At 69.4% G+C, this 22,703-nt stretch carries 22 protein-coding genes; 3 read left to right on the forward strand and 19 right to left on the reverse strand.

Annotated features, from left to right (window positions below):
- Position 1: 1 nt before the first annotated feature.
- The 11 genes from atpD to prmC all read right to left on the reverse strand — a co-directional run bounded on the left by atpD (position 2) and on the right by prmC (position 10,000).
- A complete protein-coding gene (gene atpD, locus O1W71_RS10135) occupies positions 2-1,447 on the reverse strand; it encodes a F0F1 ATP synthase subunit beta (protein WP_091502862.1) in 1,446 nt (481 codons plus the stop codon).
- A gap of 21 nt (positions 1,448-1,468) precedes the next feature.
- Positions 1,469-2,371 carry a F0F1 ATP synthase subunit gamma gene (locus O1W71_RS10140; RefSeq protein ID WP_112617262.1) on the reverse strand — a complete coding sequence of 301 codons (903 nt, stop codon included), beginning with the start codon at positions 2,369-2,371 and terminating at the stop codon, positions 1,469-1,471.
- A 21-nt stretch (positions 2,372-2,392) separates the two neighbouring features.
- The gene (gene atpA, locus O1W71_RS10145) at positions 2,393-4,033 is read right to left on the reverse strand and encodes a F0F1 ATP synthase subunit alpha (protein WP_023955198.1); all 1,641 of its coding nucleotides are present in this window, start codon (positions 4,031-4,033) and stop codon (positions 2,393-2,395) included.
- A 73-nt stretch (positions 4,034-4,106) separates the two neighbouring features.
- A complete protein-coding gene (locus tag O1W71_RS10150; RefSeq protein ID WP_112617263.1) occupies positions 4,107-4,895 on the reverse strand; it encodes a F0F1 ATP synthase subunit delta in 789 nt (262 codons plus the stop codon).
- A complete protein-coding gene (locus O1W71_RS10155; RefSeq protein WP_112617572.1) occupies positions 4,895-5,446 on the reverse strand; it encodes a F0F1 ATP synthase subunit B in 552 nt (183 codons plus the stop codon). Before O1W71_RS10155 ends, O1W71_RS10150 begins: the two co-directional genes overlap by 1 nt.
- Before the next feature lie 31 nt (positions 5,447-5,477).
- Positions 5,478-5,717, reverse strand: a complete 240-nt coding sequence (gene atpE / locus O1W71_RS10160; RefSeq protein WP_091502856.1) for a F0F1 ATP synthase subunit C — start codon at positions 5,715-5,717, stop codon at positions 5,478-5,480.
- 43 nt (positions 5,718-5,760) lie between these two features.
- The gene (gene atpB, locus O1W71_RS10165) at positions 5,761-6,537 is read right to left on the reverse strand and encodes a F0F1 ATP synthase subunit A (RefSeq protein WP_309300110.1); all 777 of its coding nucleotides are present in this window, start codon (positions 6,535-6,537) and stop codon (positions 5,761-5,763) included.
- 182 nt (positions 6,538-6,719) lie between these two features.
- Positions 6,720-7,178 carry a hypothetical protein gene (locus O1W71_RS10170; RefSeq protein ID WP_112617265.1) on the reverse strand — a complete coding sequence of 153 codons (459 nt, stop codon included), beginning with the start codon at positions 7,176-7,178 and terminating at the stop codon, positions 6,720-6,722.
- Positions 7,175-8,326 (reverse strand): MraY family glycosyltransferase, encoded by a 1,152-nt coding sequence (locus O1W71_RS10175; protein WP_114588459.1) that lies wholly within the window; start codon positions 8,324-8,326, stop codon positions 7,175-7,177. The genes O1W71_RS10170 and O1W71_RS10175 overlap by 4 nt, the downstream gene beginning before the upstream one ends.
- Entirely contained in the window at positions 8,323-9,084 is a 762-nt protein-coding gene (locus O1W71_RS10180) for an L-threonylcarbamoyladenylate synthase (RefSeq protein ID WP_269267730.1), read from the reverse strand. The genes O1W71_RS10175 and O1W71_RS10180 overlap by 4 nt, the downstream gene beginning before the upstream one ends.
- Before the next feature lie 34 nt (positions 9,085-9,118).
- Positions 9,119-10,000, reverse strand: a complete 882-nt coding sequence (gene prmC / locus O1W71_RS10185; protein ID WP_269267731.1) for a peptide chain release factor N(5)-glutamine methyltransferase — start codon at positions 9,998-10,000, stop codon at positions 9,119-9,121.
- A gap of 126 nt (positions 10,001-10,126) precedes the next feature.
- Between prmC and cysK the strand changes: the two genes are divergently transcribed.
- Positions 10,127-11,080: a cysteine synthase A gene (gene cysK, locus O1W71_RS10190; protein WP_269267732.1), complete on the forward strand. Its 954-nt coding sequence runs from the start codon at positions 10,127-10,129 to the stop codon at positions 11,078-11,080.
- Positions 11,080-11,652: a serine O-acetyltransferase EpsC gene (epsC, locus tag O1W71_RS10195; RefSeq protein ID WP_269267734.1), complete on the forward strand. Its 573-nt coding sequence runs from the start codon at positions 11,080-11,082 to the stop codon at positions 11,650-11,652. The genes cysK and epsC overlap by 1 nt, the downstream gene beginning before the upstream one ends.
- A gap of 108 nt (positions 11,653-11,760) precedes the next feature.
- On the opposite strand, the gene prfA is transcribed toward epsC, so the two are convergent.
- The 6 genes from prfA to O1W71_RS10225 all read right to left on the reverse strand — a co-directional run bounded on the left by prfA (position 11,761) and on the right by O1W71_RS10225 (position 19,587).
- Entirely contained in the window at positions 11,761-12,837 is a 1,077-nt protein-coding gene (prfA, locus tag O1W71_RS10200; protein ID WP_112617271.1) for a peptide chain release factor 1, read from the reverse strand.
- 2 nt (positions 12,838-12,839) lie between these two features.
- On the reverse strand, positions 12,840-14,984 hold the full coding sequence (gene rho / locus O1W71_RS10205; RefSeq protein ID WP_269267736.1) for a transcription termination factor Rho: 2,145 nt from the start codon (positions 14,982-14,984) through the stop codon (positions 12,840-12,842).
- Between the two features lie 152 nt (positions 14,985-15,136).
- Positions 15,137-16,066, reverse strand: coding sequence for a homoserine kinase (thrB, locus tag O1W71_RS10210; RefSeq protein ID WP_269267737.1), 930 nt, complete (start codon positions 16,064-16,066; stop codon positions 15,137-15,139).
- Between the two features lie 72 nt (positions 16,067-16,138).
- The gene (locus O1W71_RS10215; RefSeq protein ID WP_269267739.1) at positions 16,139-17,458 is read right to left on the reverse strand and encodes a homoserine dehydrogenase; all 1,320 of its coding nucleotides are present in this window, start codon (positions 17,456-17,458) and stop codon (positions 16,139-16,141) included.
- Positions 17,455-18,864, reverse strand: a complete 1,410-nt coding sequence (lysA, locus tag O1W71_RS10220) for a diaminopimelate decarboxylase (RefSeq protein ID WP_269267740.1) — start codon at positions 18,862-18,864, stop codon at positions 17,455-17,457. Before lysA ends, O1W71_RS10215 begins: the two co-directional genes overlap by 4 nt.
- 129 nt (positions 18,865-18,993) lie before the next feature.
- Positions 18,994-19,587, reverse strand: a complete 594-nt coding sequence (locus O1W71_RS10225; protein ID WP_269267741.1) for a YdeI/OmpD-associated family protein — start codon at positions 19,585-19,587, stop codon at positions 18,994-18,996.
- Between the two features lie 35 nt (positions 19,588-19,622).
- Between O1W71_RS10225 and O1W71_RS10230 the strand changes: the two genes are divergently transcribed.
- On the forward strand, positions 19,623-20,138 hold the full coding sequence (locus O1W71_RS10230) for a hypothetical protein (RefSeq protein ID WP_269267742.1): 516 nt from the start codon (positions 19,623-19,625) through the stop codon (positions 20,136-20,138).
- 32 nt (positions 20,139-20,170) lie between these two features.
- Here the strand turns inward: O1W71_RS10230 and O1W71_RS10235 are convergent, their stop codons facing one another.
- Complete coding sequence (locus O1W71_RS10235) at positions 20,171-20,986, reverse strand: LmeA family phospholipid-binding protein (protein ID WP_269267743.1); 816 nt, start codon at positions 20,984-20,986, stop codon at positions 20,171-20,173.
- A gap of 5 nt (positions 20,987-20,991) precedes the next feature.
- On the reverse strand, positions 20,992-22,659 hold the full coding sequence (locus O1W71_RS10240; protein WP_269267744.1) for an arginine--tRNA ligase: 1,668 nt from the start codon (positions 22,657-22,659) through the stop codon (positions 20,992-20,994).
- Between the last annotated feature and the right edge of the window lie 44 nt (positions 22,660-22,703).

Genomic DNA, 22,703 nt, shown 5'->3' on the forward strand with positions numbered 1-22,703 from the left:
GTCAGCTGTTCTCCTTCTGGATCTTCGCCCACTTCTCTTCGACGTCGCCGATACCGCCGACGTTGAAGAAGGCCTGCTCGGCCACGTGGTCGAAGTCGCCCTTGACGATCGCGTCGAACGACTCGATGGTCTCCTTGATCGGGACCGTGGAGCCCTCGACACCGGTGAACTTCTTCGCCATGTAGGTGTTCTGCGAGAGGAACTGCTGGATGCGGCGTGCACGCGACACGACGATCTTGTCCTCTTCGGAGAGCTCGTCGACACCGAGGATCGCGATGATCTCCTGCAGCTCCTTGTTCTTCTGCAGGATCTGCTTCACGGCGGTGGCCACGCGGTAGTGGTCCTCACCGATGTAGCGCGGGTCGAGGATGCGGCTCGTCGAGCTCAGCGGGTCGACGGCCGGGTACAGACCCTTCGACGCGATCTCGCGCGAGAGCTCGGTCGTGGCGTCGAGGTGCGCGAAGGTCGTCGCCGGGGCCGGGTCGGTGTAGTCGTCGGCGGGGACGTAGATCGCCTGCAGCGAGGTGATCGAGTGACCGCGCGTCGAGGTGATGCGCTCCTGGAGAACACCCATCTCGTCGGCGAGGTTGGGCTGGTAGCCCACGGCCGAGGGCATACGGCCCAGCAGCGTCGAGACCTCGGAACCGGCCTGCGTGAAGCGGAAGATGTTGTCGATGAAGAGCAGCACGTCCTGCTTCTGCACGTCGCGGAAGTACTCCGCCATCGTCAGGGCCGACAGGGCGACGCGCAGACGCGTCCCCGGCGGCTCGTCCATCTGGCCGAAGACGAGGGCGGTCTTGTCGAAGACGCCCGCCTCCTCCATCTCGTGGATGAGGTCGTTGCCCTCACGGGTGCGCTCACCGACACCGGCGAACACCGACACACCACCGTGGTCCTGCGCGACGCGCTGGATCATCTCCTGAATGAGGACGGTCTTGCCGACGCCGGCACCACCGAAGAGGCCGATCTTTCCACCCTGGACGTACGGGGTGAGGAGGTCGATGACCTTGATGCCGGTCTCGAACATCTGGGTCTTCGACTCGAGCTGGTCGAAGCTCGGCGCCTGGCGGTGGATGCCCCAGCGCTCGGTGACCTCGACGGTCTCGCCCTCGGCGGCGTTGAGAACGTCGCCCGTGACGTTGAAGACCTTGCCCTTAGTGACGTCGCCGACGGGGACCGTGATAGGGCCGCCGGTGTCGCGCACCTCCTGGCCGCGGACCATGCCGTCGGTCGGCTTCAGCGAGATGGCGCGAACGAGGTCGTCGCCGAGGTGCTGAGCGACCTCGAGGGTGATCTCGGTCGACTCGCCGTCGATCGTGATCGTGGTCTTCAGCGCGTTGTAGATGTCGGGGATCGAGTCGTGCGGGAACTCGATGTCGACGACGGGGCCGGTGACGCGCGCAACGCGGCCGACGACCGACGTGGCTTCGGCAGTGACGGTAGTCATGTCTGTCTCTTTCGGTTGGTCTTACTTGCCCGACGCCAGAGCGTCGGCGCCGCCGACGATCTCGGCGATCTGCTGAGTGATCTCGGCCTGGCGAGCGTTGTTGCGCAGGCGGGTGTAGTCGGTGATGAGCTTGTCGGCGTTGTCGCTCGCCGACTTCATCGCCTTCTGCGTCGCGGCGTGCTTCGCGGCGGACGACTGGAGCAGCGCGTTGAACACGCGGCTCTGGACGTACACCGGCAGCAGCGCGTCGAGCACCGTCTCGGGGTCGGGCTCGAACTCGTACAGCGGATAGACCGGAGCCTGGTCCGCCGTCGCCGCATCGGCCTCGACGACTTCGAGGGGCAGCAGACGGACTGATTCAGGTGTCTGCGTCATCATGCTGACGAAACGGTTGTACACGAGGTGGATCTCGTCGACGCCGCCGTCTTCGCCGCCCTGAGCGTAGGCGTCGAGGAGAGCCCCGGCGACCTGCTCGGCCGTGCTGAAGTGCGGCGTGTCGGTGTCACCCGTCCACTCGCCCGCAGCCCGCATCCGGCGGAACTGGAAGTACCCGACGGCCTTGCGACCGATGAGGTAGTAGTCCACTTCCTTGCCCTGCGACCGCAGCAGCTCGGCCAGCTCGAGACCCTCGCGGAGGATCTGCGAGTTGAACGCGCCGGCGAGGCCGCGATCGGAGGCGAAGATGACGACCGCGGAACGACGGATCGTCTCGCGCTCGGTCGTCAGCGGATGCTCGACGTCGGAGTGGGTCGCCACCGCGGAGACGGCGCGCGTCACAGCTCGCGCGAAGGGAGAGGATGCGCGGACGCGTCCCATCGCCTTCTGAATGCGCGAAGCCGCGATGAGCTCCATCGCCTTCGTGATCTTCTTGGTCGTCTGAGCAGAACTGATCTTCTGCTTGTAGACCCGGAGTTGTGCGCCCATAAGTGTGTGTCGTCCTCCGCGTCAGCCGCGGCGGCCCTTGACGATCTGCTCCTGGTTCACGTCGTCGGCCTCGGCGGCAGCGGTCTCCTCGTGGCCCGGCTTGTTGATGGCCTGGCCCTTTCCGCCCTGGAACTCGAGCACGAACTCGTCGACGACCTTCTCGAGCTCGGCGACGGTGTCATCGCCCAGCACGTTCGTCTCACGCAGCGTGTCGAGGATCGACGTGTTGCGCTTGAGGTAGTCGAGCAGCTCGCGCTCGAAGGTCAGGACGTCCTCGACCTCGATCGTGTCGAGCTTGCCGTTGGTGCCGGCCCAGATCGAGACGACCTGCTCCTCGACGGGGTACGGCGAGTACTGCGGCTGCTTGAGCAGCTCGGTCAGACGCGCACCGCGAGCCAGCTGACGACGCGACGCGGCGTCGAGGTCCGACGCGAACATCGCGAACGCCTCGAGCGAGCGGTACTGAGCGAGCTCGAGCTTCAGCGTTCCCGAGACCTTCTTGATCGACTTGACCTGAGCGTCACCGCCGACGCGCGACACCGAGATGCCCACGTCGACCGCCGGACGCTGGTTGGCGTTGAACAGGTCGGACTGCAGGAAGATCTGGCCGTCGGTGATCGAGATCACGTTGGTCGGGATGTATGCCGAGACGTCGTTGGCCTTGGTCTCGATGATGGGCAGACCCGTCATCGATCCGGCACCCAGGTCGTCGGAGAGCTTCGCGCAACGCTCGAGCAGACGCGAGTGCAGGTAGAAGACGTCACCGGGGTACGCCTCGCGGCCCGGCGGACGGCGCAGCAGCAGCGAGACCGCACGGTAGGCCTCGGCCTGCTTCGACAGGTCGTCGAAGATGATCAGGACGTGCTTGCCCTCGTACATCCAGTGCTGACCGATGGCCGAGCCGGTGTACGGAGCGAGGTACTTGAAGCCGGCGGGGTCGGATGCGGGAGCCGCGACGATCGTCGTGTATTCCATGGCACCGGCGTCCTCGAGCGCGCCCTTCACCGAAGCGATGGTCGAGCCCTTCTGGCCGATCGCGACGTAGATGCAGCGGACCTGCTTGTTGACGTCGCCCGACTCCCAGTTGGCCTTCTGGTTGATGATCGTGTCGATCGCGATGGCCGTCTTGCCGGTCTGGCGGTCGCCGATGATCAGCTGACGCTGACCGCGGCCGACGGGGATCATGGCGTCGATGGCCTTGATGCCGGTCTGCATCGGCTCGTGGACCGACTTGCGCTGCATGACGCCGGGCGCCTGCAGCTCGAGCGCGCGACGACCGGTCGTGGCGATCTCGCCGAGACCGTCGATCGGGTTGCCGAGCGGGTCCACGACGCGGCCGAGGTAACCCTCGCCGACGCCGACGGAGAGCACCTCGCCGGTGCGGGTGACCTTCTGGCCCGCCTCGATGCCGGCGAAGTCGCCGAGGATGACGACACCGATCTCGTGCTCGTCGAGGTTCTGCGCGAGACCCTCCACGCCGTTGTCGAAGCGGACGAGCTCGTTCGCCATGACGCCGGGCAGTCCCTCGACGTGGGCGATGCCGTCGGCCGCGTCGACGACGGTGCCGACCTCGGTCGCGGCGGCCCCGGTGGGCTCGTACGCGGCGACGAAGTCTTTCAGCGCGTCACGGATGACATCCGGGCTGATGGACAGTTCTGCCATGGTGTTCCTTCGGTCCTGAGTCTGAGGGTCCGGATGCATCCGGCCGGTGCGCCCCTGCGGGCGGTGAGGTGGGTCAGCCCGCCAGTCGCTGGCGGAGATCGGAGAGGCGAGAGGCGACGGTCGCGTCGATCACGTCGTCGCCGATCTCGATGCGCAGCCCCCCGACGACCGCGGGGTCGACGACGAGGTTGAGCGCGACGGGCGTGCCGTAGCGGTTCGAGAGGGTCTCGGCGAGGCGGGCGCGCTGCTGATCGCTGAGAGCGGTCGCCGTGCGAACGCTCGCGACGACGCGGCCGCGCTGGTCCGAGACGATGCGGATCGCCCGCTCGAGCAGCTGCCGCACACGGCGCTCACGCGGACGCTGCACGATCGACGAAGCGATGAGACGCGTCGCGGCACCGAAACGCCCGTCGAGAAGGCGCTCGATGAGAGCCCCCTTGGCCGAGGCCTCCCCCAGCCTGCTGCCGAGAGCGAGCTCGAGCTCGGGGTTCGCCGACACGGTGTGCAGCACACCGAACAGCTCGTTCTCGAGATCGCCCTGATCGGCGACGGCGGCGGCGCGGATCGCCAGTTCCTCGACGGCGTCGACGAAGTCGTCGACCGAGGACCAGCGCTGCGCGACGGCTGTGCGCAGCAGCGATACGGTCTGCGCCGCGAAGGCCGGACCGAACACGTCGCCGACGACCTTGTCGCGAGCCTGCGGCGAAGCCGCGTTGTCCGTCAGCGCGCCGCTCAGCTGCGGCGAGTCCGCCAGAGCCCGCGCGGCGACGAACAGCTCACCGGACACGTCGAGCGTGAGCCCGGGGGTCTCGGCGATGGCCGCCGTCGTCGCGACGAGTGCCTGAGTGGTCGCGCTGCCCATCAGTTCGACGCCTTCTCAGAGGCTTCGAGCTCGCTGAGGAAGCGGTCGACGACGGCCTGCGCCTTCTGGTCGTCGGACAGGGTCTCGCCGATGACGCCGCCGGCCAGGTCGAGAGCGAGCGTGCCCACCTCGCTGCGCAGCGACACCACGGCAGCCTGGCGCTCGGCCTCGATCTGCGTGTGCGCGGCAGCGGTGAGACGCTCGGCCTCGGCCGATGCGTTCTGCTTCGCCTCGCTGACGATCTTGCGACCGTCCTCGCGAGCGGCGTCGCGGATCTCACCGGCCTCCTTGCGGGCCTCGGCCAGCTGAGCGGTGTACTCCTCGAGCGCTGCCTCCGCCTTGCGCTGCGCCTCGTCAGCCTTGGCGATGTTGCCCTCGATGGCCGCGCTGCGCGCGTCGAGCACCGTGGTGACACGGGGCAGCGCGTAGAAGACGACGACGAGAACGATGATGACGAAGCAGACGCCCGACCAGATGATGTCGTAGTAGGCGGGCAGCAGCGGGTTGCCGGAGCCCTCTTCGGCGGCGACGGTGAGCAGTGCGTCGACCATCATGCCTCCCTCTTGGTGAATGACGAGCGGATCAGAGCGCGTTGAAGATGAACGGCGTGGCGATGCCGATCAGCGCGAGGATCTCGATGAGGCCGATACCGATGAACATCGTCACCTGGAGGCGACCGGCGAGCTCGGGCTGACGGGCCGTCGACTCGATGGTCTTGCCGATCATGATGCCGAGGCCGATGGCCGGACCGATGGCGGCGAGGCCGTAGCCGACGGTTGCGATGTTTCCGGTGACGGCGGCAAGGATCGTCGTAGCGTCCACTGGATTTTTCCTTTCGTAGGGCGAGCAGCCGGGTGGCTGATCGTCAGTGCTCTTCGGCGACAGCGAGCTGGATGTAGACCGCTGTCAGGATGGTGAAGATGTATGCCTGCAGGGCGGCAACGAAGATCTCGAACAGGGTGAAGGCGAAACCCATCGCGAGGGTACCGGCCGACAGGATCGAGAACCAGTTGAAGCTCATCAGGAAGAACTGGGTGGCTGCGAAGAACAGCACGAGCATGAGGTGGCCGACCATCATGTTGGCGAGCAGTCGCAGGAACAGCGAGAAGGGCCGCGCGACGAAGATCGAGATGAGCTCGATCAGGGCGATCAGCGGCACGATCACGATCGGCACACCGCTCGGCACGAGCGAGTTCTTCAGGAAGCGACCGAGCCCGTGCTTCTTGAGGCCGGCGTAGACGAAGACGACGTATGCGACCAGCGCGAACATCAGCGGAGCGCCCGCGACCGCGGTGCCCGCGATGTTGAGGAACGGGATGATGCCCGTGAGGTTCAGGAAGAGGATCCCGAAGAACAGCGACGTCAGGATCGGAAGGAACCGCTTGCCGTCCTTCTCGCCCAGGACCTGATAGGCGACCTGCTCGCGCACGAAGCCGAAGCCCAGCTCGAGCACGCTCTGGAAGCGTCCCGGCACGACGGTCATGCGCCGTGCGCCGATCACGAGGATGAGCACCAGCACCGCGGTGGCGATCAACTGCACCATCGAGATCCGCGTGAACGCGAACGGAGTGCCTTCGAAGAGCAGGACCTCAGGGAAGAAGTCGCTGATGGAGGGCGGGTGGAATTCGTTGTCGGCCGCCATGGCGATCATTGCCGCTTGAGTCAACGGGTTGGCTCCAGCTTCTCGTGCCAGCGTGAACCAGCTCGGTAAGTATGAGAAGAGATCTCCACGGGGCCTCAGCGTCGCCGCTGCCCACCATCCGTGAAGTGCTGTGTCAGCCTATCAAACAACCGGGCACTGCCCGTCATCCGAATGCCTGGACGTCAGACTTCGGGGTTCGTCTCCGGCAGCGTCGTGTCCGACACGTGCGGCAGTCGCATCCGCGCCATCACGACGAGATCGACGGTGATCGCGCCGATCGCCGCAGCCACCAGGGCGAAGAAGAACATCGGCGACACGATCCACTCGATGCGGCTGATGACCAGGAGCGCCACGAGCACGAGGGCGAACTTGACCACCCAGCCGCCCATCACGATGCCGAAGTAGATCGGCAGGAACGTGTCCTGCCCGTACCACCGGTTGGCGATCAGGATGCTGAGCGCGGTGAGTGCGGGGAAGATGACTCCCACCGCCGCACCGATCACTCCGCTCCACGCACCCTCGGGTCCGGCGACGACCGCGCCCGCGACGGCGGCGACGACAGCGACGACGGCACCGACGATGAGGCCCCAGGTGAGCGCGGCACGCAGGATCGGCGTGCTCGAGAGGGTCTTCTGATTCATGAGTTCTCCACGGGTGAGGCATCCCGCGCGGACCGGGCGGGGATCAGGGTGACGACGAGGCACGCGGCGACGCCGAGGATGAGGAAGCCGAGGCCGAAGAGGTAGTCCCCCGGCCAGGCGGCGGTCGTGCCGATGTACATCAGCAGCACCGAGAGGCTGACGACCGTGGTCCAGGCGTAGAAGATCAGGACGGCGTCGCGGTCGCTGTGACCCATGTCGAGCATGCGGTGATGGAGATGCTTGCGGTCGGGCGAAAACGGCGACTTGCCCCGGGACATGCGGCGGATGACCGCCATCCCGAAGTCGAGCAGCGGCAGGAGGACCACGACGACCGGCAGCAGGATGGGGATGAACGCACCCAGCAGCTGCGAGCGGCCGAACACGTCGTTGTCACCCGTGGCCGGGACGAGGGTGCCCGTGACGAGGATGGCCGAGCAGCTCATGAGCAACCCGATCATGAGCGCTCCGGAGTCGCCCATGAACAGCTTCGCAGGGTTCCAGTTCAGCGGCAGGAAGCCCGCGCAGACCCCGAGCAGCACCACGGCGAGGAAGGAGGCGAGGTTCGCGTAGCTGCTCGCACCGAAGTCGCGACCGAGCAGGTAGGTGTAAGTGAAGAACACCCCGTTCGCGATCAGTGCCACGCCCGCCACGAGGCCGTCGAGACCGTCGATGAAGTTGACGGCGTTCATCACGACGACGATCGAGAAGACCGTGATCGTGAAGCTCGCGGCGCTCGAGACGACAGTCTGCCCGCCGAGCGGGATCGTGTACATCTGCACGCCCCCGAACCCGACCACGATCGCTGCGGCGCCGAACTGCGCGCCGAGCTTGATGAGCCAGTCGAGGTCCCACAGGTCGTCGGCGACGCCGACGACGACGATGAGGGCGGTCGCCGCCAGGATGGCCCAGATGGGCTCGGGTTTGGCCCAGAAGATCGAGAAGAAGGGAATTTGCGACGAGGTCAGGATGACGGCGGTGGCGCCGAGGAACATCCCGACGCCGCCGAGCCTCGGTGTCGGTGTCTTGTGGACGTCGCGCTCGCGGATCTCCGGATAGAGCTTGTAGCGCAGACTCACCCTCAGCACGAGCCAGGTCAGCCCGAAGGTGACGAGGGCCGTGACCACGAAGGTGGCCAGGTAGAGCCTCACGCGACGCTGCCGCCGGCGGTCTCTCCGCCGGTGACACCGGCCGAGCCCGACTCCATGGGCGTGCGATTCGCCGCCTCGGCATGCTCCGGCTCGACGTCGGGCTCGAGCAGGTCGCCGAGGACGTCGCGCAGAGCCTCACGTGTAACCGCCCCGTCACGCAGCACCCGCACCGGGGCGGGGTCGGGGCCGATGAGGGGCGTCGCGTCGATGATCGTCGATGCGACGCCGGTCGCCGCGGGGCCGCCGTCGAGATAGACCGACACGCTGTCGCCCAGCATCCGCACCGCGTCGTCGATCGTGACGGCGGCGTTCATCTTGGTAAGGTTCGCACTCGAGACCGCCAAGGGCCCGCACTCCTCCAGGAGCTCCAGGGCGAACCTGTCGGCGGGCATGCGCACGGCGACGGTCCCGCGGGTCTCCCCCAGATCCCACGACAGCGACGGCTGTGCCGGGAGGACGATCGTCAGGCCGCCGGGCCAGAAGGCCTCGACGAGCCGCTCGACGGCCTCGGGCACCTCGGCCACGAGCGCGCGCATCGTCGCGATGCCCGCCACGAGGACCGGAGGCGGCGACTGGCGACCCCGTCCCTTCGCGGCGAGCAGCTTGGCGACGGCCGAGGCGCTGAAGGCGTCGGCGGCGACACCGTAGACGGTGTCGGTGGGCAGGACGATGAGATCGCCGCGACCGATGGCCTGGCGCGCCTGGCGCATGCCGGGGAGGACCTGGGTCTCGTCGCGGCAGTCGAAAACGGGAGACATGACCGCTCCAGTGTACGGCGGACCCCGGCCGCACTCAGGAGCGGACGGCCGTCGTGGTGCGGTCGCGCATCGTGAGGTCGGGATGCGTCGCGGTCGCCGACCACCCGTCGGCGGCCAGGATGCCGCGGATCGCGGCCCCCTGCAGCTCGCCATGCTCGATGACGATGCTGCCCCCGGGGTGCACCAGGCGGAGCCCGACGCGCGACAGGGTCCGCACGACGTCCAGGCCGTCCGCTCCGCCGTAGAGCGCCGCCGGCGGGTCCCACAGCCGCACTTCGGGATCGCGCGGGATCGCGTCGTCGGGCACGTACGGCGGGTTCGACACGAGCACCGAGACGGTGCCGTCGAGCTCCGGGAACGCGCGCTCGAGGTCGATGAAGGCGAGTCGGGCGTTCGGAGCCCCGACGAGGGCGAAGTTCTCCTTCGTCCAGATGAACGCGTCGACGGAGTTCTCGGCGGCGTAGACGCGTGCGTGCGGCACCTCTGTCGCCAGCGCCAGGGCGATCGCTCCCGAACCGGTGCCCAGGTCGACCGCGACAGGCTCAGGGCTGGCCGCCGCGCGCAGCAGGTCGATCGCGATCTGAGCGACCGACTCCGTCTCGGGGCGCGGCACGAACACACCGGGGCCGACGCGGAGCTCGAGGTGGCGGAACGGCGCGACGCCGGTCAGATGCTGCAGGGGCTCGCGCGACGCGCGACGCGCGACCAGTTCGGCCAGTCGCGCGGCATCCTCGGCGCTGATCGCATCGCCGCGGAAGACGGCGGCCGACAGCTCGCCGCGGCCGACTCCCAGGACGTGTGCGGCGAGGAGCTCGGCGTCGACCTGCGGGGTCGGGACGAAGGCGGCCTCGAGCTCGGCGGTCGCGGCACGCAGAACCTCGGTCAGGGTCGGTGCGGGAAGGGGCGCGGTGCTCATGGCGCCGACAAGCCTAATCACGAGTGCGGATTCGTCACATTCGGCTCCCGTGGCGAAGGGCGACAATAGGCTGGGGCGACGATCCCGCCGCGACGCGGCATCCGCTCGAAAACCCGAAAGGCAGACATGTCCGACCCGGTCACTCACGGCATCCACCCCGACATCACCACCGCGTACGGCAACACGCCTCTCGTGCGGTTGAACCGCGTCAGCGAGGGCCTGCCGGGCACGGTGCTCGCGAAGCTCGAGTTCTACAACCCCGCGTCATCCGTCAAGGACCGTCTCGGCATCGCCATCGTCGATGCGGCCGAGAAGGCCGGTGCTCTGCAGCCCGGCGGCACGATCGTCGAGGGCACGAGCGGCAACACCGGCATCGCCCTGGCGATGGTCGGCGCGGCGCGGGGCTACCGCGTCATCCTCACGATGCCGTCATCGATGTCGATGGAGCGTCGCCTCCTGCTCAAGGCCTACGGCGCCGAGCTCGTGCTCACCGACCCGTCGCTGGGCATGAAGGGCGCCGTGTCGGAGGCGGAGAAGATCGCCGCCGAGACGCCGGGCGCCGTCCTCGCGAAGCAGTTCGCCAACGAGGCCAACCCCGACATCCACCGCCGCACGACCGCGGAGGAGATCCTTCGCGACACCGATGGCCAGGTGGGCTACTTCGTCGCCGGCATCGGCACGGGCGGCACCATCACCGGCGTCGGCCAGGTGCTCAAGGAGCGCGTCGCCGATGTGAAGGTCGTCGCGGTCGAGCCGAAGGACTCGCCGCTGCTGACGGAGGGGAAGCCCGGCCCCCACAAGATTCAGGGCATCGGGCCCAACTTCATCCCGCCGATCCTCGACCAGGGCGTCATCGACGAGGTGCAGGACGTCACCTTCGACGACGCTGTCCGCGTCGCGCGCGAGGTGGCGCAGAAGGAGGGCATCCTCGTCGGCATCTCGTCGGGAGCCGCCGTCTGGGCCGCGCTCCAGGTCGCGGCACGCCCCGAGTCCGAAGGCAAGAACATCGTCGTGATCATCCCCTCGTTCGGTGAGCGCTACCTCTCGACCCCGCTGTTCGAGGACCTGCGCGAAGACTGATGGGAACGCTCCGAGCACGCATCCGCGAAGACCTGGCCGCCGCGAAGCTCCGCGATCCCGCGGCTCGCAGCGGCCTCGAGATCGCGCTGCTGTACCCGGGGCTGCACGCGGTCTGGTCGTACCGCATCACGCATCGGCTGTGGCTCCGGCGCGCGCGTTTCCTCGCGCGCGCCGGGTCGCAGCTGACCCGCTGGCTCACGGGGGTCGAGATCCACCCGGGGGCGCGCATCGGCCGCCGGTTCTTCATCGACCACGGCATGGGCGTCGTGATCGGCGAGACCGCCGTCGTCGGTGACGACGTCATGCTGTACCACGGGGTGACCCTCGGCGGCCGCACTCGTCACGCCGGCAAGCGGCATCCCACCCTCGAGGACGGCGTCGCCGTCGGCGCGGGCGCGAAGATCCTCGGTCCGATCACGATCGGTGCCCGGAGCGTCGTCGGCGCCAACGCCGTGGTCACGAAGGACGCCCCCGCCGACTCGGTGCTGGTCGGCGTGCCCGCGCGGCCGCGTGCCCGCCGCGAGGGCGAGGACACCCGCGCGGTGCTCACCGCCCCCGAGTACCACATCTGACTGCCCCTCCCCCTCTGCCCCGTCGACTCGCCAGAAACGGCGAGTGCGGGGCCAGCCGGATCCGCAGATCCTGGCGAGTCGACGCGCCGGCGGGAGGAGGGGCGGGGCTCAGTCGTCGGCGAGGGCCGCCAGGCGGGCCTCTTCGTCGGCGGCGATGCAGCTGTCGATGACCGGCGCGAGGGCGCCGTCCATCACCTGGTCGAGGTTGTACGCCTTATAGCCCGTCCGATGATCGGCGATGCGGTTCTCGGGGAAGTTGTACGTGCGGATGCGCTCGGACCGGTCCATCCCGCGGATCTGCGAACGGCGGGCGTCGGATGCCGCGGCATCCCGCTCCTCCTGCTGCTTCGCGAGCAGTCGCGCGCGCAGAACGCGCATACCGGCCTCGCGGTTCTGCAGCTGGCTCTTCTCGTTCTGCATCGAGACGACGATGCCTGTCGGCACGTGCGTGATGCGCACCGCCGAGTCGGTCGTGTTGACCGACTGCCCGCCCGGGCCGGAGGAACGGAAGACGTCGATCTTCAGGTCGTTCGGGTCGATGGTGATCTCTTCGGGCTCATCGACCTCGGGAAAGACGAGCACCCCGGTCGTCGAGGTGTGGATGCGCCCCTGCGACTCGGTGGCGGGCACCCGCTGCACGCGGTGCACCCCGCCTTCGTACTTCAGGTGCGCCCACACCCCCTGCGACGGGTCGGACGACGATCCCTTGATGGCGACCTGCACGTCTTTGTAGCCGCCGAGGTCGGACTCGTTGCGCTCGAGCAGCTCGGTCTTCCACCCGCGCGAGGCGGCGTACTGCATGTACATCCGCAGGAGGTCGGCGGCGAAGAGAGCGGACTCCGCTCCCCCTTCGCCCTGCTTGATCTCCATGATGACGTCGCGGGCGTCGTCGGGGTCGCGCGGGATGAGCAGACGGCGAAGCCGCTCCTGCGCCTCGCGCAGCCCCTCCTCGAGCGCGGGCACCTCCGCGGCGAAGGCCTCGTCCTCGCGGGCGAGCTCGCGAGCCGCCGCGAGATCGTCGGATGCCGCGACCCACGCGTCGTGGGCCGCGACGATCCGCGACAGCTCGGCGTACCGCCGGTTCACGCGCTTCGCGCGCGCAGCGTCGGCGTGCACCGCGGGGTCGGAGAGCTCCTCCTGAACCGCGCGGTGCTCGTCGAGCAGCCCCCGGACCGACTCGAACACGATCAGCGGATGCTGTTGTCGTGCCCGCCGGAGTGCGTGGTCGGCGCCGGGATCGACTTCTGCATCTGCACGAGGAACTCGACGTTGGACTGCGTCTCCTTGAGCTTGTCGAGGATGACGCCCAGCGCGTGCTGCTGGTCGAGACCCGCGAGGGCACGGCGCAGCTTCCACGTGATCTTGACCTCGTCGGAGGAGAGCAGCATCTCTTCACGTCGCGTCGAGGAGGCGTTGACGTCGACGGCCGGGAAGATGCGCTTGTCGGCCAGCTGACGCGACAGGCGCAGCTCGCTGTTGCCCGTGCCCTTGAACTCTTCGAAGATGACCTCGTCCATCTTGGAGCCGGTCTCCACCAGCGCCGTCGCGAGAATCGTGAGCGAGCCGCCGTTCTCGATGTTGCGCGCTGCGCCGAAGAAGCGCTTCGGCGGGTACAGTGCCGAAGCGTCGACACCACCGGTCAGGACGCGGCCCGACGTCGGGGCCGACAGGTTGTAGGCGCGACCGAGGCGCGTGATCGAGTCGAGCAGCACGACCACGTCGCGGCCGAGCTCGACGAGACGCTTGGCGCGCTCGATCGCGAGCTCGGCGACGGTCGTGTGGTCCTCGGCGGGACGGTCGAAGGTCGAGGCGATGACCTCGCCCTTCACCGTGCGCTGCATGTCGGTGACCTCTTCGGGCCGCTCGTCGACCAGCACGACCATGAGGTGGACCTCGGGGTTGTTCTGCGCGATCGCGCCGGCGATCTGCTGCAGCACGATCGTCTTGCCGGCCTTGGGCGGTGCGACGATGAGACCGCGCTGGCCCTTGCCGATGGGAGCGACGAGGTCGATGATGCGCTGGGTCAGCTTCTCGGGGCCGGTCTCGAGGCGCAGACGCTCCTGCGGGTACAGCGGCGTCAGCTTGCCGAACTCGACCCGGTCGGCGGCGTCCTCGACGGACAGGCCGTTGATCGAGTCGACCTTGACCAGCGCGTTGTACTTCTGACGGCTCGACTGCTCGCCCTCGCGCGGCTGCTTGATCGCGCCGACGACCGCGTCACCCTTGCGCAGGTTGTACTTCTTCACCTGTCCGAGCGAGACGTAGACGTCCTGCGTACCGGGGAGGTAGCCGGTCGTGCGCACGAAGGCGTAGTTGTCGAGCACGTCGAGCACGCCGGCGATCGGGATGAGGACGTCGTCCTCGTTGATCTCGGTCTCGAACTCGTCGCCACCGCCCTGGCCGCGGCGCTTGTTGCGCTGACGGCCCCGACCGTTCTGTCCCGAGGCGTCGTCATCATCGGCGGCGTTGTTGTTGCCGCCCTGGCCGTTACTGCCCTGATTCTGGTTGCCGCCCTGGTTCTGGCCGGCCTGGCCCTGGCTGCCCTGCGCGTTGTCCTTGTTGCGGTTACGGTTGCGGCTGCGCGAACGGCTGCGCGAACGGCCGGTCGACTCGCCTTCGCCCTCGCCGGAGTCAGACTTCGACGAGTCGTCGGAGGAGGCGTCGGCGTCCGGCGCCTGCTCGGCGGCAGCGTCGACGGCACCCTCCGCAGACGGAGCGTCAGCGGATTCGGTGGCCGCATCGCCCGCGGGGGCTGCTTCAGCCTCGGCCTCGGCCTCCTTCTTGGCATTGCGTCCGCGGCCACGGCCTCGCGCCGGCTTCTTCGGCGCCTCCGCGGGCTCCGCCTCGACGGCCTCGGCCGTGGCGTCAGACGCGCTCTCATCCGCGGCCGGCTGCGCGTCGGCGCCGACGGCGTCGGCTGCGGGAGCATCGGCGGTGGCCGGCGCATCGGTGGCGGCGGAGAGCTCCGCTGCTGCCTCGGAGGCGGCGGCCGGGGTCTCGTCAGCGGCCGCCGCAGGCGCGGCATCCGTGCTCTTCGCGCGACGGGGTGCTCGCTTGCGCGGCGCCTTCGCCGGCTTCTCGGCGGGCTCAGCCGCCTCAGCGGGCTCGGCCACCTCGGCGGGGGCGGCCACCTCGGCGGGCGCCTGCTCGACGGGCGCCTGCTCGGCAGGCGCCTCTTCGACAGGGGCGGCCTCCTCAGCGGGGGCAGCGTCCTCGACGGGGGCGGCCTCCTCAGCGGGCGTCTCGACGACGTCATCCTGCTGCTCGGCCGCCTCTTCGGCTGGGGCGTCGACGGTCTCGTCGACCGTCGGGTTCTCGGAGTTGGACTCCACGAGTGCTCCTCTTAAACGGTGGATATGACAGAACCGCGTCCAGCGCCGTCCACGGCGGGCGCCATCCACCTGCCACACGCGTCCGGCCGACGGCACGGGGTATGGATCAGGGGTGTTCGCGGTGATTCGCAGAATTGCGACGGAGGCTCAGATCACAAAGGTGTGGAACCCTCCGTATGGTCCCTCACCATACCACCGCGCACATCGACCGCCAGCATCCGCGCGTCCCACGGGGTGTCTGTGGTATGCGCGGCCACCTCGGCGGCCGCAAGACGCTGCCCCGGCCCGTCGGCGAGCACCAGGACGCTGGGGCCGGCACCCGACACGACCGCCGCGAACCCCTCAGCACGCAGAGCCCGGACGAGCTTGTCGGTCTCGACCATCGCCTGGGCGCGGTACGACTGGTGGAGCTTGTCCTCGGTGGCCGCGAACAGCAGGTCAGGGCTCTGCGTGAGAGCCGCGACGAGCAGCGCCGAACGCGAGAGATTGAAGATCGCGTCTTCGCGCGTGACCTGCAGAGGGTCGAACCCCCGCGCCACCGAGGTCGACATCGTGAAGTCGGGCACGAACACCAGCGGCGCGACGCCGCGGTGGACGAGCAGCTTCTTGTGCTGCGGGCCGTGCTCGTCGACCCAGGCGATCGTGAGGCCGCCGAACAGGGCCGGCGCGACGTTGTCCGGGTGGCCCTCGAGCTCTGTCGCGAGGCGCAGCAGCGCGTCGGCGCCGATCTCCACGTCGCCCGCGAGGAGGCCCTTCGCCGCGAGGAGTCCCGATACGGCTGCGGCGCCCGACGAGCCCATCCCCCGCCCGTGCGGGATCGCGTTGACGGCTTCGAGGCGCACGCCGGGCATCGTCCGCCCGAACGCCTCGTACGCGTAGGCCATCGCCCGCACGACGAGGTGCGAGGCGTCCGTCGGGACGTCGGTGGCTCCCTCGCCGGAGACGGTGATCTCGAGGCCGGGTGCCGGCAGCTCCGTGACGATCAGTTCGTCGTAAACGCTGAGCGCGAGACCCAGGGTGTCGAAGCCGGGACCGAGGTTGGCGCTGGTCGCGGGAACACGCACCTGAACCGAGCGGGTCATGCCGTCGCCTCCGGCGCGACGTCGAGACGGTCGGCGAACTCGCGCAGGACCCCCTGCCACACGTGTGCCATGTCAGTCTCCCTCGACCCGGAGCACCGAGACGACGCGCTTGACGACGCCGCTCTCGCCGAGCGAGGCGACAGCGTCGCTGAGGTCCTGCTCGCGGGCGGTGTGCGTGCCGATGACCAGGCGGGCCGTCTGCACGTCGCCGTCGGCGACGATCGTCTGCTCGAGCGTCGCCACCGAGACGTTGCCGTCGCTGAGCAGCCCCGCCACCGCGGCGAGGACGCCCGAGCGGTCGTCGACCTCGAGGGTGATCTGGTAGCGCGTGGTGACGTGACCGATCGGGACGACCGGCAGGTTCGCCCGCGTCGACTCCCCCACGCCCACACCGCCGGCGATGTGGCGGCGGGCCGCCGATACAACGTCACCCAGCACAGCCGACGCGGTCTGCACCCCGCCCGCGCCCGCGCCGTAGAACATGAGGTCGCCCGCGGCCTCCGCCTGGACGAACACGGCGTTGTTGGCTCCGTGCACGCTCGCGAGCGGGTGCTCGCGCGGCACGAGCGCGGGGTAGACGCGCACCGAGATCGTCTCGCCCGACGGCGACACCTCGGCATCGGCGAGGCGCTCGCACACGGCGAGGAGCTTGATGACGAAGCCGGCCTTGCGCGCGGCATCCATCATGTCGGCGTCGATCTGGGTGATGCCCTCGCGGTGCACCGCATTCAGCGGCACGGCGGTGTGGAAGGCGAGCGACGCGAGGATCGCGGCCTTCTGAGCAGCGTCGTACCCCTCGACGTCGGCGGTCGGGTCGGCCTCGGCGTACCCGAGCGCTTGCGCGTCGGCCAAGACGTCGGCGAAGTCCGATCCCTCGCGGTCCATGCGATCGAGGATGTAGTTCGTCGTTCCGTTGACGATGCCCATGATGCGCTGCACCCGGTCGCCGGCGAGCGAGTCGCGCAGGGGGCGGATGATCGGGATGGCGCCGGCGGCCGCAGCCTCGTAGTAGATCGACGCGCCCACCTGGTCGGCCGCTTCGAACAGCTCGGGTCCGTGCGTGGCGAGCAGCGCCTTGTTCGCCGTGACGATGTCGGCTCCGGCGCCGATGGCCTTCAGGATGCTCGTGCGCGCGGGCTCGATCCCGCCCATCAGCTCGATGACGATGTCGGAGCCGACGAGGAGCGGCTCGGGATCGGTGGTCAGCAGCTCGCGCGGCAGCTCGACGTCTCGCGGCGCGTCGATGTCGCGCACCGAGATGCCGACGAGGTCGAGGGCGGCTCCGGCGCGATCGGCCAGTTCGTCTCCGTGCTTGAGCAACAGGGCGGCGACCTGCGAGCCGACGGCGCCGGCTCCGAGCAGGGCCACGCGCAGGCGGCGGTAGTCCGTCATTCGGCTCCTTCTGTGGGGATGCCCGCGTCGCGGGCGAGCAGGTCGTCGATCGTCTCTCCGCGGACGATCACCCGGGCTACGCCGTTCGAGACGGCGACGACGGGCGGGCGCGGGACGTAGTTGTAGTTGCTGGCGAGCGAGTAGCAGTAGGCACCCGTCGCCGGGACAGCCAGCAGATCGCCCGGAGTGACGTCGGCGGGCAGGTATTCGGCGTCGACGACGATGTCGCCCGATTCGCAGTGCCGACCCACGACACGCGAGAGCGCGGCGGGCGCGTCGCTGCGACGGTTCGCGACTCGTGCCGAATAGGCCGCGCCGTACAGGGCGGGCCGTGCGTTGTCGCTCATGCCGCCGTCGACGCTGACGTACAGGCGCTCGAGCTCGTCGCTGACGCGGACCGGCTTGATGGTGCCGACCTCGTACAGGGTCACCCCGGCTCGGCCGACGATGGCCCGACCGGGCTCGAAGGCGAGCATCGGCAGCGGGATGCCGTGGGCTTTGCACTCGCGGGCGACGGCCGCGACGATCCCGTCGGCCAACTTTTCGATCGGGGTCGGGTCGTCGACGCTGGTGTAGGCGATGCCGAAGCCGCCGCCGAGATTGAGCACCGGCACGTCGCCGCCGCCGAGAAGGCGGGCGTGGACGGCCACGAGCCGCGACGCCGACTCGGCGAAGCCCGCCGTACCGAAGATCTGCGATCCGATGTGGCAGTGGAGCCCCACGAAACGCAGTGAGGGCAGCTCGCGGATGCGAGCGACCACGGCCTCGGCATCCGTAAGCGCGAAGCCGAACTTCTGGTCCTCGTGGGCCGTCGCGAGGAAGTCGTGGGTCTCGGCGTGCACGCCGCTGTTGACCCGGACCAGCACGGGCTGGACCGCCCCGCGTGCGGCGGCGATCTCGGCGAGCCGGTCGATCTCGACGAGGCTGTCGACGATGACGGACCCGACTCCGAGCTCGACGGCGCGCGCGAGCTCGAGGCGCGACTTGTTGTTGCCGTGCAGTCCGATGCGCGCCGGATCCGCTCCCGCAGCCAGGGCGACGGCGAGCTCACCGCCGGTCGCGACGTCGACCGCGAGCCCTTCCGCCGTCACCCATCGCACGATCTCGGTGCTCAAGAACGCCTTGCCGGCGTAGTACACCCGAGCGCTCGTGCCGTGGCGTGCGGCGGCGTCGTCGAATGCCTGACGGACGCGACGCGCCTGCGCCACGACGGCATCCTGGTCGAGCACGTAGAGCGGCGTGCCGAACTGAGCGGCGAGGTCGGTCGTCGCGATGCCACCGATGGACAGCGCACCGAGGTCGTCGCGCTCGGCGCGGGGCGGCCAGACGGCTTCGACCAGCTCGTTGACGTCAGCGGGAGGGAGCAGCCATTCCGGTACGGCAGGGCGGACGTCGGACGCGGACACGGGAACACCAATCGGGAGAGACGCTGACCGTCCGGCAGACGGGGCCGCGACGGTGCCGCCAGTCTAGGACACCCGCCGCGCGGGCCCCGCCGGTGTGACCGCCCGCGACAGACGCGGCCGTGAGCCCGCTCACGAGAGCGACGAGGGCGCGTCCTCTTCCGCGAGCCGGGCGACGGCCCGGCGGATCCGCGCCGCCCGCGCAGCATCCGACGGCGCGCTCAGGACAGGATGCAGGACGGAGTACCGCTCGGCGGCGCGGAGCGCGGCGAACCGGCAGGATGCCGCGGGCGACGCCGCGAGCGCAGCCTCGAGGTCCGCCGGCACCGCGGCCCCGGCCTGGCCTGCGTAAGCGCCTTCCCAGCGCCCGTCGGCCTGCGCACGCTCGACCTCCATCCGGCCGCGGGGACGCATGCGCCCCTCCGCGACCAGCCGCTCGATGATCCCCACATTGCGCAGCGACCAGATCGAACGGGCGCGGCGCGGCGTGAAGAGCTGCAGGAAGGTGGCCTCATCGCGGGAGTTGCGCCGCCCGTCGATCCAGCCGCTGCAGAGCGCCTCGTCGAGCGCCTCGGCGTACGTCAGCGACGTCGGCTCCGTCACGTTCTTCTTCGCGAGCACCAGCCGCACGCCGTCGGAGTCGGACTCGTGCGCGTCGAGCCAGGCTCGCCACGCGGCCGCATCCGAGACGACGAGGAGAGCCGGGCCTCCGTCGTCCGCTGTCATGAGCACTCCACGCTTGTAGCCTGGCGCAGGAGGCGATGATGGGCAATGGAACGCGCGAACCGGCCGGACTCGACGAGCGTATCGGTGCGCTGAAGGAACGCATCTATGCGACGGTGACCGGGCTGGCGATCCTGGCGGGACTCCTCACGGCCGAGCACGTCACGGTCACCGAGTCGATCTTCGCCCTCGCGGTCGGCATCTTCGCGATCGCGGCCGCCGGCTTCGTCGCCGAAGTCATCGCCCATCAGATCGGGCATCGCCAGTTCCCGAGCGCACGAGAGCTGGCGGTCATGGCGCGCACGGCCGTGGTCGCCCTCGGAACCGCGTCGCTCCCGCTGCTCGCGCTGCTGCTCGCCCTGCTCGACCTCATCGACCTCGACACGGCGCTGATCATCGGGATCATCGCGGACGCGGCGGTGCTGGTCGGCGTCGTGCTGCTCGCCAGTGCGCGCACGGGCCTGACCGCGCTGCAGCGCCTGGTCGCATCCGCGCTGCTGCTCGGGCTGGTCGCGGCGGTCGCCGTCGCGCTTCTCCTCGCTCACGGCCACTGAGCCGGGGCAGGCGTCCGGGTGGGGCGGCCGGCTCAGGCGCAGGTGCCGTCGGCCTGAAGCGCCGGATCGCGGATGATCGCTCCGTCGACATCGACCTCGGCCACCAGCGCGCCGGGTTCCACGCGCACCTCGCGCAGCGTCAGCCCGGCGGGAAGGCGATCACGGATGCAGATCGGGTAGTCGCGCAGCACGCCGTCGGCGGCCGAGCCGAATCGCTGGCGGAGATCGTCGCCGGTCAGAGCCGCGCCACCGAGCCGGACAGCAGTGGGCGTCAGGACGATGTCGCCGTCTGCAGCGCTCGGCGTCAGGTCGAGCCCGAGCGGAACCGAGAGGGCGAACAGCGGCATCTCGACGTCGACCGTCACGTTCGGCGGATCCAGCGTGACCCCCGCGCCTGAGACGCCGGAGACCTGCGAGAGCAGGGTCTCGAGCTGGTCCTCCGCGAAGACCACCGTCGCCTCCGCCGATCCGATGTCGCCTCCGTCGGCTCGAACGGGAACATCGGTCGCGCGCACCGACACGTCGGCCACGACGTCGCCGAGCGGGATCCCGTCGCTCGCCACATCGAGACGGTCGAGCCGGCCCCCGATGACCTGGGGCAGCACCGGCTCGTCGAAGCCGACGTCGATCTGCTGGTCCTCGGGCAGTGCGAGCCGGGTGATCACCTGCTCGCGCACGGTGTTCGTGAGGATGCTGCGCGTGATGCTCTCGGCGACGAACCACGCGGCGATCGCAAGGCCGACGACCACGACGAGAGCGATGATCCACGGCAGCGCCCGCCGCCGTCGCTTCGGCGGCACGGCGACAGCCTCGGGCAGCGGAAGGGTGGGCTGAGTGGCACCGCTCACGTCGGTCACATCCGTTCGGGGGCGCTGACACCCAAGAGGTCGAGCCCGTTGCGCAGCACCTGCCCGGTGGCGTCGTTGAGCCAGAGGCGGGTGCGGTGGAGGTCGGTGACCTCTTCGTCGCCGAGCGGCGTGACACGGCAGGTGTCGTACCAGCGGTGGTAGAGGCTCGCGAGCTCCTCGAGGTACCGGGCGACCCGGTGCGGCTCGCGCAGCTCGGCAGCGAACGCCACGATGCGCGGGAACTCCTGGAGCGCGCCGAGGAGAGCCGACTCGGTCTCGTGGTCGAGCAGCTCCGGGGCGAACGCATCGCGGGTGACCCCGGAGTCGGCGGCGTTGCGCGCGACGTTGTGCGTGCGGGCGTGTGCGTACTGCACGTAGAACACGGGGTTGTCGTTCGTGCGCTTCTGCAGGATCTCGGGATCGAGGGTCAGCGGCGAGTCGGCGGGGTAACGCGCGAGCGAGTAGCGCAGCGCGTCGGTGCCGAGCCAGTCGCGCAGGTCGTCGAGCTCGATGACGTTTCCCGCACGCTTGGACAGGCGGGCGCCGTTGATCGAGACGAGCTGACCGATCAGCACCTCGATGTCCTTCTCGGGGTCGTCTCCGGCGGCGCCGGCGAGGGCCTTGAGACGGTGGACGTACCCGTGATGATCGGCGCCCAGCAGGTAGATCTTGTGCGCGAAACCGCGATCACCCTTATTCAGGTAGTAGGCGGCGTCGGCGGCGAAGTAGGTGTACTCGCCGTTGGAACGGCGGATGACGCGGTCCTTGTCGTCGCCGAAGTCGGTCGTCCGCACCCACACGGCGTCGTCCTGGTCGAAAACGTGCCCCTGCGCGCGCAGCCGGTCGACGGCCTGGTCGACGAGGCTCGGTCCGCCGTCGGCGGGGGTCGCGTGCAGCAGCCGCTCGCTGAAGAAGACGTCGAAGTGCACGTTGAACTTCTCGAGCGAGTCCTTCAAGTCGGCCATCTGGAGCTCGTATCCGAGGTCGAGAGCGACCTGCTCCTGCTCCTCGGGGGCGAGGCTCAGCAGATCCGGGCGCGCCGACAGCACCCGCTGGGCGAGGTCGTCGATGTACGCGCCCGGGTAGCCGTCTTCCGGCGTGGGCTCGCCCTTGGCGCTCGCGAGCACCGAGCGGCCGAAGCGCTGCATCTGCGCTCCCGCGTCGTTGATGTAGAACTCGCGGACGAGCTCGGCCCCACTGGCGAGCAGGAGACGGGCGATCGCGTCGCCGAGCGCCGCCCAGCGCGTGTGCCCGATGTGCATCGGACCGGTGGGGTTCGCGCTCACGAACTCGAGATTGATCGAGTTTCCGGCCTGGCTGTCGTTGCGGCCGAACGCGGCCCCCGCCTCGACGATCTCGCGGGCGAGCGCGCCTGCGGCGGCGGCATCCAGGCGGATGTTGATGAACCCGGGGCCGGCGACCTCGACGGATGCCACACCCGGCGTCTCGGCGAGCGCCGCGGCGATCTCGGCGGCGAACTCACGCGGGTTCGCACCGACACGCTTGGCCAGCTTCATCGCCGCGTTGGACGCCCAGTCGCCGTGGTCCCGGTTCTTGGGGCGCTCGAACACGAAGTCGGCGGCGGTGAGACCATCGCTCGAGCCGGGGCGTCGCGCCTCGGCGAGCGGGGCGACGACGGACAGGAGGGCTTCGGCAAGAGCATCGGGATTCATAGCCCTCCGATTCTAGGCGGGCGGCCGCAGGCCTGATGCTGGAC

Origin of the sequence: Microbacterium sp. H37-C3 (genome assembly GCF_027157935.1) — a bacterium.
Taxonomy (GTDB): Bacteria; Actinomycetota; Actinomycetes; order Actinomycetales; family Microbacteriaceae; genus Microbacterium; species Microbacterium plantarum.

Excerpts from the sequence above, each read along its gene's own strand:
- O1W71_RS10230 (WP_269267742.1), top strand. The coding sequence starts at position 19,623 with ATGATGGGCAATGGAACGCGCGAACCGGCCGGACTCGACGAGCGTATC.
- O1W71_RS10155 (WP_112617572.1), bottom strand. The coding sequence starts at position 5,446 with ATGGTCGACGCACTGCTCACCGTCGCCGCCGAAGAGGGCTCCGGCAAC.
- O1W71_RS10140 (WP_112617262.1), bottom strand. The coding sequence starts at position 2,371 with ATGGGCGCACAACTCCGGGTCTACAAGCAGAAGATCAGTTCTGCTCAG.
- O1W71_RS10180 (WP_269267730.1), bottom strand. The coding sequence starts at position 9,084 with ATGTCTCCCGTTTTCGACTGCCGCGACGAGACCCAGGTCCTCCCCGGC.
- prmC (WP_269267731.1), bottom strand. The coding sequence starts at position 10,000 with ATGAGCACCGCGCCCCTTCCCGCACCGACCCTGACCGAGGTTCTGCGT.
- O1W71_RS10225 (WP_269267741.1), bottom strand. The coding sequence starts at position 19,587 with ATGACAGCGGACGACGGAGGCCCGGCTCTCCTCGTCGTCTCGGATGCG.
- O1W71_RS10150 (WP_112617263.1), bottom strand. The coding sequence starts at position 4,895 with ATGGGCAGCGCGACCACTCAGGCACTCGTCGCGACGACGGCGGCCATC.
- atpA (WP_023955198.1), bottom strand. The coding sequence starts at position 4,033 with ATGGCAGAACTGTCCATCAGCCCGGATGTCATCCGTGACGCGCTGAAA.
- O1W71_RS10215 (WP_269267739.1), bottom strand. The coding sequence starts at position 17,458 with ATGACGGACTACCGCCGCCTGCGCGTGGCCCTGCTCGGAGCCGGCGCC.
- atpB (WP_309300110.1), bottom strand. The coding sequence starts at position 6,537 with ATGGCGGCCGACAACGAATTCCACCCGCCCTCCATCAGCGACTTCTTC.
- O1W71_RS10240 (WP_269267744.1), bottom strand. The coding sequence starts at position 22,659 with ATGAATCCCGATGCTCTTGCCGAAGCCCTCCTGTCCGTCGTCGCCCCG.
- O1W71_RS10170 (WP_112617265.1), bottom strand. The coding sequence starts at position 7,178 with ATGAATCAGAAGACCCTCTCGAGCACGCCGATCCTGCGTGCCGCGCTC.
- cysK (WP_269267732.1), top strand. The coding sequence starts at position 10,127 with ATGTCCGACCCGGTCACTCACGGCATCCACCCCGACATCACCACCGCG.
- atpD (WP_091502862.1), bottom strand. The coding sequence starts at position 1,447 with ATGACTACCGTCACTGCCGAAGCCACGTCGGTCGTCGGCCGCGTTGCG.
- thrB (WP_269267737.1), bottom strand. The coding sequence starts at position 16,066 with ATGACCCGCTCGGTTCAGGTGCGTGTTCCCGCGACCAGCGCCAACCTC.
- epsC (WP_269267734.1), top strand. The coding sequence starts at position 11,080 with ATGGGAACGCTCCGAGCACGCATCCGCGAAGACCTGGCCGCCGCGAAG.